This window comes from Parvibaculum sp. (assembly GCF_049672805.1).
GTDB lineage: Bacteria > Pseudomonadota > Alphaproteobacteria > Parvibaculales > Parvibaculaceae > Parvibaculum.
The window spans coordinates 1-11,224 of the sequence record NZ_JBATWS010000192.1 but is presented as its reverse complement, the minus strand read 5'-3'; the positions used below and the strand labels follow the sequence as shown (position 1 = coordinate 11,224).

Sequence of the window (11,224 nt, the reverse complement as noted above, 5' to 3'; positions counted from 1 at the left end):
CTTCTGAACACCGCAGCGGAACATATGAGGGCTTCGCCAAACGCTCTGGGTTGAAGCGATTGGTTTTCATGGAGCGGCACGAAGAAATCGAAAGCGCGATAGCGCGGGAAACGCGTATCAAGAAATGGCCACGCGCGTGGAAAGTGCGGCTCATCCATGCGGTCAATCCCGGGTGGGATGACCTCTGTGAGACGCTGAATTTCTGACAAGATAAGAAAGTCGTGGATGGCCCGGACAAGCCGGGCCATGACGTGCAACAAAACCATCAAGCCGGAATAATCCGCTCCACCGCCCGCGCCTTCAGTGCGAGTTTGCCTTCAGCGTTAGTGAAGGTTGCTTCCACATAGGCTTGCGTCTTTGACACATTCACCACATGCCCTTCGCATGCGAGGATCCCGCTCGTTACGGGGCGGAAGAAATGCATCTGCAAATCCGAGGTCGTGAAGTTCTGATCATCCTTCAGCAGCGTCATCAGCGCGAAGGAGCAGGTCTGGTCGGCAAGCGTTGCGAGATAGCCGCCAAAGACCGCAACGGGGTTCATATAGGCGGGATCGACCGGCCAGTCGTAGCGGATGCGGCCCGGCTCCAGCACGGTCAGCTTTCCGGCATAGAGATTGAGCGCAGTCACATGGGGCGGCGCCTTTTCCATCTCGCCCGCCTCGATGCGCTTCAGGATATTTCCCCAGCTTGGCATTATCTCTCCGTCTTTTCGCTTATTGCCGCTGCATCGGCGAGCATGTCGCCAAGGCCGATCAGTTCATTATAGCGCTGGAAGGTGACGCGCGGCTCGCTCGCGGACAAGCCCTCGCCCTTCATCAACGTGTCATAGACGACTTGAAGCCGCTCGGTCACAGCCAGCAAAGCCGATACCGGAAACAGCGCGATCTTGAAGCCAAGTTCTTCCAGCGCCTTCGCGCCGAGATAGGGCGTCTTGCCATCCTCGACAATATTGGCGACAAGCGGCACGCCCTTGAATGTGTCTGCCACTTTCCGCATTTCCGCTTCATCGCGCGGTGCTTCGATGAAAAGAATGTCGGCGCCCGCGCGCAGGAAAGCCTCACCCCGGCGCAGCGCTTCATCGAGATCATGCGTTGCCCGCGCATCGGTGCGCGCCATGATCTTGAAAGCAGCACTCGTTCGGGCTTCAGCAGCCGCGCGGATTTTCGCGGCCGCTTCCTCAAGCGCGATGACTTCCTTGCCTTCCATATGGCCGCAGCGTTTCGGAAAGACCTGATCTTCGATCTGGATGCAGGCAGCACCCGCCTGTTCATAGGCGCGGGTGAGGCGCGCCGCATTGAGCGGGCCGCCATGGCCATTATCGCCATCTGCAATGAGAGGCACGGGCGCAGCAGACGCCGCGATGACGCGCACGCGCTCTGCCATTTCCGCCGCGCTCACAAGGCCGATATCCGGCAGGCCGAAGCCCGCGCCCGACACGCCAAAACCCGTCATGTAAACCACGGATGCGCCTGCCTGCACCGCAAGCCTTGCCGAGAGCGCATCATAAGCGCCGGGCGCGACGATGATGCCGGGGCTGGCGAGAAGGTCATCAAAGGTTGTCATGCGCGTTTCTTTCTTTCCTGCTTCGCGGGCTTCGCAACCGGCGCTTCACCCCAATCCGCGCCCAATATGCGGGCAAGTTCATCCACCGCGCGGGCACCGAGCCGTTCGGCCAGTACGCCCTCCAGCGTCGTTACAATGTCGAGCGCTTCGCGGCGCATCGGCGCGCCTTCCGGCGCAAAGTGCACCAGCTTGCAGCGCGCATCCTCCGGATCACGCTCCAGATAGACAAGCCCCTTCGCTTCCAGCTCGCGCAGCGCCGTATTGACCGATTGCCGCGTCACACCCAGCAGCCGCGCAAGCTCGATCGGGCGGCGCACCCCTGCATGGACATAGACCATGCACATGGATTCAAGCCGCCTCACCCCGCCATGACCCCGCGCATCAAGACTCTTTTGCAGCGCACCATCAAACCAGATGAAACGATTGAGAAGCTGCGCCATGAGCAGGCCGGGGGTGCGGGACATGGTGTCGTGTTTCGCTTGTGTCATTTGTCAGTTTTTCTTACATTTTTCCCTATCATGCAAATGGGAGGGGAAAATGGGAGGATTGGCATGCCGAGACTGAGGCAGGTATCGAAGGCGGACGCGGACCCTTTCGCGCAGCAACTCTACAAGGTGCTGTTCGGGGATCGCGACCCTGTAAAGGAGCCGGGCACGGCCACCGGCACGCCGGGTAACTGGTGGACCGTTTTCGCGCTGGTGCCGGATGCCTTCCGCCACACGACAGAAGGATTCCAATTCTATCGCAGCAAGAACCGCAAGCTGGACCCGAAACTGCGCGAGCTTGGGCAGATCCGCGCCGGTTTCGCGCGCGGTTCGCAATTCGTCTTCTCGCAGCATTGCAAAGCCTCGCGCGATGTCGGCCTCACGGAAGAGCAGATCCAGGCCATTCCGCATTGGCCGATTGCGAATTGCTACAGCCCCATCGAGCGCGCGCTTCTTGCCTATACGGATTGCCTTGTGCTGCAGGGTGGGCGCGTGCCCGAGGCAATTTTTGACGAGATGAAGAAATATCTCTCGGACGAAGAAATCCTCGAATTCACCTACATCACCACAACCTATGAAATGCACGCCACCATGTCGCGGGCGCTTCGGCTTGAATATGATGATGTGGATGAGCGCGTGGTGGAAATCGCAGCACCCGACAACAGTTCCAACGATGTCATGAGCATGGTTGACGAGCAGGGGAAGGAATAGAGAGATGGGCTATCATCATCTGGCGCTTGCCGCACGCGACATGCAGGCGATCCATAATTTCTATGAAGGCATTCTCGGCTTTCAGCTTGTGAAGGTCGAGATCGGCCCCGCGCCGGAAGGCGGCTGGGCAAAACACTTCTTCTACCGGATGGAAGATGATTCAAAATTCATCGCCTTCTGGGAAATGCACGATATTCCGGGAACGGATGGTTTTGAAACCAATCTGTCGAAGGCAGCCGGTGTGCCTGACCATATCAACCACATTTCCTTTGATGTGAAGGACCGTGCCGAGCTTGAGCAGCGCCGCCAGCAATGGCTCGATGCGGGGCTTGATGTGCTGGAGGTCGATCACAACTGGTGCCATTCGATCTATACGAAAGACCCGAATGACAATGTGGTGGAGTTCTGTCTCACCACGGGAAGTTTCACCGCTGAAGACCGCGAAACCGCGCTTGCGGCGCTGACCGCGGAGAAGCCTTCCTTCTCCAAGCCGCCTGCTTCCATGCAGGTTCACAAGGCAAAGGCCGCCTGACTATAATGATGGCGGCGGTGGCGGAGTGGCTCGGTGCCTGGTATCTGCAGATCAAGTTTCTGCATGTGATCCTTGTCGGCATATGGGCCTTCTCCACCGCCGTCGCCTATCAGAACTATGTGATCCCTGCGTTCCGCCGCGCGCTGGCCCGCCCCGATGATGCGGAGGCCGTTGCACATCGCAACCGAATGATCGAGGCGTTCGACAAGGGCGTGGTGCTGGAACACATCGCCTTTCCGGGATTGCTGCTCACCGGCCTTGCCCTTCTATGGGCAGGTGGCTGGTCGCCGGCCGAGACATGGTGGCTTGCCGCCAAGCTCACCCTTGTCGTGCTGATCTTCATTCCGATGGAGATTGTCGATTACCGCATCTCGCATTTTTCCAAGCCAAAACGGCAGATGCGGCTTGAGGGCGAGACAGAGCAGCTTGAGGCCGCCATCGCCTTTCACTGGAAATTTCTGCGGGTCAGCACTTTCTTCGTGGTGACGGCAATACCGGCTGCGATCTACCTTGCCATTGTCAAACCGGGCTGAGACACGCTCAGAAACTTGGCGGAGTGCAGGCCGAAACGACGATGCAGTCGATCGTGCCCGGATTGTGGAAGCGGTGGGGCAGCCGCGAATCAAAATAATAGGCATCCCCCGGCATGAGACGGCGAACCTCTCCGCCTACCGTGAGCTGCAACATGCCCGATATGACGATGCCACATTCCTCGCCCGCATGGGACAGCATCTCCTCGCCCGTATCGGCGCCGGGCGCATAGCGTTCATGCATCATCTGGATCGCGCGGTCGCGCATGTCGCGTCCAACCAGCCGGAAGGAGATGTCGCCGCCTGCAATCTCGCGCAGTTCATCGCTCTTGTAGAAAACCTTGGCGCGAGGCTGAAGATCAAGCGTCAGGAAATCGGCGAGCGAGATCGGAAAGCCGCCCAGCACCTTTTTCAACGAGCCGATGGACGGGCTGATGCGGTTCTGTTCGATGAGAGAAATGGTGCCATTCGTCACGCTGGCGCGCTTGGCAAGCTCTCGTTGTGACAGCCCGTACATGCGGCGCAGCTCGCGCAGCCGCGCACCGATATCCTGCCCCTCCATCTCGGTAGCAGCGAGGTCGGGATCGGCTGTGGAGCCGTGCGCGCGCCTGAAATCGCCTGTCATACGTTTAGGATATTAAACAGCTCTCCCAGAGTCACGCAGGACAATGCTTGCTTTCCGGGCGAAGCGGACTTTCAATCGCGGAAAATCCTCAACGGGAGACTCCGAGATGAGCGCCGAAACCACCCCCAATGATCTTGAATCCTTCTGGCTGCCCTTTACGCCGAACCGCCAGTTCAAGCGCGAGCCGCGCCTGCTCTCCCGCGCGAAGGACATGTATTATTACAAGCCCGACGGAACGCCCGTTCTGGACGCCACGGCGGGCCTGTGGTGCTCCAATGCGGGCCATTGCCGCGAGCCCATCGTGAAGGCCATTCAAGCGCAGGCGGGCGAACTCGATTTCGCGCCTTCCTTCCAGTTTGCACATCCCAAGGTATTCGAACTTGCGAGCCGCGTCGCCGCGCTCGCGCCGGCCGATCTCGACCATGTCTTCTTCTGCAATTCAGGCTCTGAGGCAGCTGATACCGCCCTCAAGATTGCGATTGCCTATCACCGTGCAAATGGCGAAGGCACGCGCACGCGCCTTATCGGCCGCGAGCGTGGCTATCACGGCGTCGGCTTTGGCGGCATTTCGGTTGGCGGCATGGTGGCCAACCGTAAATTCTTCGGCCCGATGCTCGCCGGCACCGACCACCTGCCACATACCTATAACCGAGCCGAACAGGCCTATACGGTCGGCCAGCCGGAATGGGGCGGGCATCTTGCGGATGAGTTGCAGCGCCTTGTCGATCTGCATGACGCATCGACCATCGCCGCCGTCATCGTGGAGCCGATGGCCGGTTCAACCGGCGTGCTCCCCCCGCCTGTCGGCTATCTGAAGCGCCTGCGCGAGATTTGCGACAAGCACGGCATTCTCCTGATTTTCGATGAAGTCATCACGGGCTTCGGACGCCTTGGCTATGCAACGGCAGCCGAGCGGTTTGGCGTGACGCCGGACATCTTCACCTTTGCCAAGGGCATCACCTCCGGCACCGTGCCGATGGGTGGCTGCGTGGTGCGCAAGCATGTCTATGAGGCCTTCCAGACCGGCCCCGACCATGTGATCGACCTCTTCCACGGCTACACCTATTCAGGCCACCCGCTTGCCGCCGCGGCGGGCCTTGCGACGCTCGACATCTATCGCGATGAAGGGCTGTTCGAACGGTCGCGCCAGATGGAGCCGAAGATTGCCGCTGCCGCAATGAGCCTCAAGGGGCACAGCCTGATCCAGGATATCCGCACCATCGGCTTTGTTGCGGCCTTCGATCTCGCCCCCGTGGAGGGATTGCCCGGCAAACGCGGCTTTGACGCGATGCGCGTTGCCTTCCATGAAGAGAACATGATGGTGCGCGTCTCTGGCGACACAATTGCCTTCTCGCCACCGCTCATCGCGGAGGAAATGCATCTGGAAGAAGCTTTCGACAAGTTCCGCCGGACGCTCGACAAGATCGGCTAGGCAGGGAGACGTGCCGCGACGCCCTGCCGCAGGGGGCACGGGTTGGAAAGGCGGAGATGCCTTCCTATCTCCCGATTGTTCCCTCTGATGGCGCGGGCAACGATCCTCCCCCCTCCCCGAGCCCGCCCACATTCTTGCCCTCCCGCGCGATTATCGCGGGAGGGCATTTTTTATGGGCAGGAGTTGAGGCTCAGTTCAGCCGATAGATAAGGCTGAGCGTGAAGGACGCGTTCGATTCAGACGAGCCTGCAAAGCGGCCATCCACGGCTGCGCCAAGCGTCATGGTCTTGCTGAAGTCGTGGGAGATGCTTGCACCCGCCTCGGCCCAGTCATCTTTTGACTGAGCGGCGGAGATCGTCTGACCAAGCCCCAGTGCGGTGACAAAGACCGAGCCATTGTCACCGGAGAGGCGGTGGCCCCATGCGCCGCGCAGGCGGGCGGTCGTATCCTCGGAAAGCGCCATGCTCGCTTCCGTGCCGAGGCGGGAGACAAGGCGGCGGCTCGTCTGTTCGCCCACGGCGGCGGGAATGCTGCCGCCCGTTTCCGTATAGGCATCAAGACGGGTGCGGCTCCATTCGAGTTCGCCGTAGGGCATCAGCTTCGTGCTGTCGGTCACGGGAAACTCATAGCCTGCCCGACCGGCAAGGGCGTAACCCATGCCGCTTGTCTCGCCCGAGGAGACGTTGACCGTCGCGCCATTGAGATAGGCGCGCGTCGTATCGACATCGAGTCGAGCGGCCGCGGCGGAGACATAAAGACGAAGCCCCGAATCCGGCTCATAGGCACCGATCACCGATCCACCAAGTGCGCGTGTGCGCACATCACCACCAAGCTGCGTATCCTGATTTGCCTCATTACCGACAAGGCCGACGCCGACAGCAAGATTGCGGTCGAGGCTGACCAGAACACCGGTCGTGCCGCCGAACATGTCGTTGGAGAAATCGTCGAACTCGCCAAAGCCGAGCGAGCCTGTCGCATAGGCGGCGTAGCGCGGCTTTGTTCTGCCCGCAGCAGGCAGCGCATCGGTCATCGTGTCTGTCACATTCGCGGCATAGAGAGACCGGTTCTTCGGCGCGCTTGCAATGCCCGTCCCGCCGAAATAGGTGGAGAGGATGTTGCGGGCGGTGAAGAAGAGATCGGACACGAAGCCGCCGACCATGCCCTGCGCCTGTGCGCCGGATGTGCCGGTCGGGACAAGCGAATTGGCAAGATCTTCCGGCGAGACCAGCACTGTTGACGTCATGATGAAGGCCTGCTCGACACCGCCAAAGGTGCCCGTTCCGACGATCAGCGTGCCATCCGCCGAGAGGCCGCGCGCCTGATCCAGCGTCCAGCCGGTAATGTCGATATTGTTGCTTGCAAGGATGTAGGCGAGAGAGATCATGCCGTCCGGTTGCGTCCAGCGGAAGGCGGTTTTGACACCGCCATCAAGGCTGAAGCCGGTGATGACATCGCCATTGGCGCTGATTGCCTGGCCATAACTCTGCGCGGTTGGTGCCAACGCACCGAGCGAGGCCATGCCTTCGCCATCTACCCAGCGGAACGCCCTGTTGCCATCCGCCGACTGGCTGTAACCCGTAGCAACGCTGCCATCCGCATTCAGCGCATAGACATAGCTTGATCCGGCAAAATTATCGATCGTGCCGAGCGTTTCGAGCCCGCCGACGGATGACCAGCGCATGGCAGTCTGCCTGCCGCCAACATCGCTCGAACCGCCGACAAAGACACCATCCGCCGAAACGGCGTAGGCCGTGCTTGCGCCGATAACACCGGTAAGGGCGGCCATGCTGCCGGTGCCTTCCGTCCAGATGAAGGCTTCATTAGTGCCGGCATTGTCACGTATGCCGACAATGACACTGCCATCGCCGCTGACGCCCGTTGCCTCGCTGTCGCCGCCATAGGCATTCACCAGCTCTTCGATGACACCGTTTTCCCAGCGCACGGCTGAATAGTCTGCCGTATTCGATATGGAATAACCAACGATGACGCTGCCATCGACATTGACGGCATTCGCCGCGCTTGCGCAATCACCCGGCGTTCCCGACAGAAGCGATTCAAGGCCGGTCATGCCGTCCGTGAAGTTCCAGTAATAGGCGGAAACCGCAGAGAGATAGGTGGCACCGACAACGGTGCTGCCATCGGCGCTGATGGCGTAGCCGACGGTTCCGACTGCATCCAGACCATCAACGGGGGTGAAGGCCGCTTGCGCGTGGGCGGCAACGGGAAGAAACGCTGCAAGCGCGGTCCCCGTCAGAAGTGAAAGCCGGTGGGACCGCGATACTCGTTTCATGAAAACTCCTTACAAGACCGCCAGAGGCGGACGAATCATCGCGGAGTTTTGCAGTAAATTTTTCAGGCCGGATACAGGAATCTGAACGTATATCGACCAAAAACGATTGGTTTATCCGGACCTGTTTCTGCAGCGGTCCCGATCGTCCCATTCCGGATCAGACAGGTTCATTCTTCCCCGCTTTCGCTGCGCTTTCACGTTCGGCCCAACCGAAAATGCCTTTCGACATGAGGGAGAGTTCCGCCTTGCGCCGCGCGCCATAGACATTGGCGCGGGCCATATGGACGTCGCGGTTGTCGGGTTCGGCGAGGGCGGCCATCTCGACGAGATGACAGGCAAGGCGCATGTCTCCCTCGCGGCCTGTTGCGGCAAGTTCTTCCGCCCGTGCAGAGAGCCGCGCAACGCCGCCCGCAAGCTGCGCCATTTCGGCTGCAAGAACCGCATCGGGTGCGGGCTTCAGCCGCGACGGATTGCCGTCATACCAGCCGCCATAAAGCCGCCAGATATTGTGAATGATGAATTCCGGCTCGTCATAGACGGGCTTCATGTAGGGCTTGTTCATGAAATGCGACGGCAGCTTCACGCCGTGGATCAGATCATCAAGCCGTGCGCCTGCATTCATCATTTCAAGCGAGCGGGAGACGAGAAACTCCAGCGCCGATGCAATCGTGTCGAGCACGGTTGCGATACGCTCTTTGCCTGCGATGGGCAGGCCGTGCGCGGGCAGCAGAAGCTCCGGCTCCTTCGCCGCCATTTCGCGCAGCGCCCGCGCCCATTCCAGCGGGAAGCGCTGCACCTTCTGCGGATTGCCCGCATTCGGGAAAACCCATGTCACGAAATCGCCCGAGCAGATCGCCTTGTGCTCCGGCACCCATGCCCAGAGATGATCGTCCGTCTCGCCGATCGCATGACGGAGTTCGAAACGCAGATCGCCGGAACGGAACTCCATGCTGTCGCGGAAGGTGATGTCAGGATTGACCCAAGGGTCCGGGCCGAAGCGGCGCGGCAGCGGAGGCGTGCCATCCTTGTTGCCTTCGCTCATGCCCATGCGCAGTTCCTGCGCGGGCGCGAACTGGCGCGCATTGATGGTGAAATTATAGCCATTGGTGAGTTCGTAACGACGAAAGCGTGGGCTCACATTCTCATGGCCGATGATCTGCGGGCGCGGGCGGTTGCGCTCGCACGCCTCGCAAACGAAAGCACCCGTGCCGCCCACATGGTCCGCATGGCCATGCGTGTAGCAGATATGCGCCACCGGCTCGTCGGACCATTTGCGGAGCGACTTCAGCACCCCACCGCCAAAGGCCTCAAGGCTCGTATCGAAAAGAACAAGCCCGTCGCCCGTACGAAAGGCGACGACATGGGAGAAGGCTTCCACAAGCGCGATGCCATCCGCCACTTCCGACAATTCCGTCGTCGGACGGTTGATCAGGCCAGCGCCTTCATAAATGTCGTTGTCGATGAAGCGGGCGGATGTTGCGAGAAGATCGGCCATGATGGTGCTCCCTTTCTGATCCGGGAGAGATTAGCCGGACGCGAGGGAAGCACCATGATATTTCCACGAGATTCCGCCAGACGGAATTGCAGGGTGAGTGCGGGCCTCAGCGCTGCCGCTGCAGTCCGAGCCTTTTGGCGATCATCCTGTCCAGCACGCGCTTCGAGGCAAAGTTCATCACCAGCTTCTCCGCAAGCCTGCCCTTCACCGCAGAATAGCGCAGCTTCGGCTTCGGCGTGGTCAGCGCCTCGTGGATGAGATTGCCGAGGCGCTCTGCCGGATAGCCTTCGCGGCCCTGCGCGACAAAGACATTCTGGAACTTCTCAAGGATCGGCAGGTAGGGTGAGTTCGCATAGCGGGCAATGTCGATCTCTTCGGCCTTATCCCAGATCGCGGTTTTCACCGGGCCGGGGCCAATCACCACCACATCAATGCCGAACATCACCAGTTCGCGGCGCAGTGCTTCGGAGAAGCCTTCAACCGCGAATTTAGAGGCCGCATATGGCCCCAGAAACGGCATGGCGCGGATACCCGCGACGGAGGAAATATTGATGATGCGACCCGGCGCACCTTTCAGTGCCCGGTCCACACCGAGAAGCGGCGCGAAAGCCTGCGTGACAAGAAACGGCCCCGTCACATTCACTTCCATCTGCTTGCGAAACTCATCCGGGTCGAGATCGATCAGCGGGCCGGAAACGGCGATGCCCGCATTATTGACGAGACCGGCAAGCGTCTCGCCAGCCAGTGCCTCGCGCACCTGCGCGGCGCCCCGGGCAATGCCTGCCTCATCCGTCACATCGAAAATGAGAGGAACGAAACGGTCACCGAGATCGCGCTTCAGGCTCTCGGCATCAGCCTCCTTGCGGACGGAGCCGAAGACACGGAAGCCCTTTTGCGCAAGCACGCGGGCCGCCGCATTGCCGATGCCGGTGGAGACGCCTGTGATAACAACTGATTTCACGATCTCTTCCCCCAAAACTGTTCCGCCCTTGACCCGAAAGCAGATGGTTGTCTCCCCGCTTGCGATCAAGGGCAGAAATCATGCGCGTCTTGCGCGACCGTCAGGCGGCGGTTGCCCCGCCATCGATCACCATGGTCTGGCCGGTCATGAAGGCACCGGCCGGGCTTGCAAGAAAGACTGCCGCGCCCGCAATTTCATCCGGCATGCCGATGCGCTTCAGCGGCGCGCCGGCGGTGGAGCGCTCCAGAATCTCCGGGTTGTCCCACAGCGCCTTGGCGAAATAGGTCTTGATGAGGCCCGGCGCGATGCAGTTCACGCGGATATTGTGAGGGCCATATTCAACGGCGAGGTTGCGGGCAAGCTGCATGTCAGCAGCCTTGGACACGCAATAGGCGCCGATGATGGGCGAGCCGCGCAGGCCGCCAATCGAGGAGATGATGGTGATGGAGCCATCCTTCCGCTCGACCATCTGCGGCAGGACCATATGGGCAAGCCAGTGATTCGACTTGATATTGGCGGCCATGATCTTGTCGAAGGCGTCGTCCGGCAGGTCCTTCGAGGGGCCGAAAAACGGGTTCACCGCCGCATTGCAGACAAGGC

12 protein-coding genes are annotated in these 11,224 nt (G+C 60.5%); 4 read left to right on the top strand and 8 right to left on the bottom strand.

Annotation, left to right across the window (positions count from 1 at the left end; genetic code table 11):
• Positions 1-265: 265 nt before the first annotated feature.
• From WBF74_RS06270 to WBF74_RS06260, 3 genes are read right to left on the bottom strand one after another with little or no spacing between them, the layout of a single operon-like run.
• Positions 266-694, bottom strand: coding sequence for a PaaI family thioesterase (locus WBF74_RS06270; protein WP_424436829.1), 429 nt, complete (start codon positions 692-694; stop codon positions 266-268).
• Positions 694-1,563 carry an isocitrate lyase/PEP mutase family protein gene (locus tag WBF74_RS06265; protein WP_424436826.1) on the bottom strand — a complete coding sequence of 290 codons (870 nt, stop codon included), beginning with the start codon at positions 1,561-1,563 and terminating at the stop codon, positions 694-696. The genes WBF74_RS06270 and WBF74_RS06265 overlap by 1 nt, the downstream gene beginning before the upstream one ends.
• Positions 1,560-2,051, bottom strand: coding sequence for a MarR family winged helix-turn-helix transcriptional regulator (locus tag WBF74_RS06260; RefSeq protein WP_424436823.1), 492 nt, complete (start codon positions 2,049-2,051; stop codon positions 1,560-1,562). Before WBF74_RS06260 ends, WBF74_RS06265 begins: the two co-directional genes overlap by 4 nt.
• Positions 2,052-2,114: 63 nt before the next feature.
• Here WBF74_RS06260 and WBF74_RS06255 point away from each other — a divergent pair, with 63 nt between their 5' ends.
• From WBF74_RS06255 to WBF74_RS06245, 3 genes are read left to right on the top strand one after another with little or no spacing between them, the layout of a single operon-like run.
• The gene (locus WBF74_RS06255) at positions 2,115-2,759 is read left to right on the top strand and encodes a carboxymuconolactone decarboxylase family protein (RefSeq protein ID WP_424436820.1); all 645 of its coding nucleotides are present in this window, start codon (positions 2,115-2,117) and stop codon (positions 2,757-2,759) included.
• Between the two features lie 4 nt (positions 2,760-2,763).
• Positions 2,764-3,291, top strand: coding sequence for a VOC family protein (locus tag WBF74_RS06250; RefSeq protein WP_424436817.1), 528 nt, complete (start codon positions 2,764-2,766; stop codon positions 3,289-3,291).
• Between the two features lie 17 nt (positions 3,292-3,308).
• Positions 3,309-3,824 carry a DUF2269 family protein gene (locus WBF74_RS06245; protein WP_424436814.1) on the top strand — a complete coding sequence of 172 codons (516 nt, stop codon included), beginning with the start codon at positions 3,309-3,311 and terminating at the stop codon, positions 3,822-3,824.
• Between the two features lie 7 nt (positions 3,825-3,831).
• On the opposite strand, the gene WBF74_RS06240 is transcribed toward WBF74_RS06245, so the two are convergent.
• On the bottom strand, positions 3,832-4,383 hold the full coding sequence (locus WBF74_RS06240) for a cupin domain-containing protein (protein WP_424436832.1): 552 nt from the start codon (positions 4,381-4,383) through the stop codon (positions 3,832-3,834).
• Positions 4,384-4,552: 169 nt separating this feature from the next.
• Here WBF74_RS06240 and WBF74_RS06235 point away from each other — a divergent pair, with 169 nt between their 5' ends.
• Positions 4,553-5,878 carry an aspartate aminotransferase family protein gene (locus WBF74_RS06235; RefSeq protein ID WP_424436811.1) on the top strand — a complete coding sequence of 442 codons (1,326 nt, stop codon included), beginning with the start codon at positions 4,553-4,555 and terminating at the stop codon, positions 5,876-5,878.
• Positions 5,879-6,068: 190 nt separating this feature from the next.
• On the opposite strand, the gene WBF74_RS06230 is transcribed toward WBF74_RS06235, so the two are convergent.
• The 4 genes from WBF74_RS06230 to WBF74_RS06215 all read right to left on the bottom strand — a co-directional run.
• Entirely contained in the window at positions 6,069-8,168 is a 2,100-nt protein-coding gene (locus WBF74_RS06230) for an autotransporter domain-containing protein (RefSeq protein ID WP_424436808.1), read from the bottom strand.
• 157 nt (positions 8,169-8,325) lie between these two features.
• Entirely contained in the window at positions 8,326-9,663 is a 1,338-nt protein-coding gene (locus WBF74_RS06225; protein ID WP_424436805.1) for an alkyl sulfatase dimerization domain-containing protein, read from the bottom strand.
• Positions 9,664-9,769: 106 nt separating this feature from the next.
• Positions 9,770-10,624: an SDR family oxidoreductase gene (locus WBF74_RS06220; protein ID WP_424436802.1), complete on the bottom strand. Its 855-nt coding sequence runs from the start codon at positions 10,622-10,624 to the stop codon at positions 9,770-9,772.
• A gap of 100 nt (positions 10,625-10,724) precedes the next feature.
• A partial coding sequence (locus WBF74_RS06215) for an SDR family oxidoreductase (RefSeq protein WP_424436799.1) occupies positions 10,725-11,224 on the bottom strand: 500 nt, incomplete at its 5' end.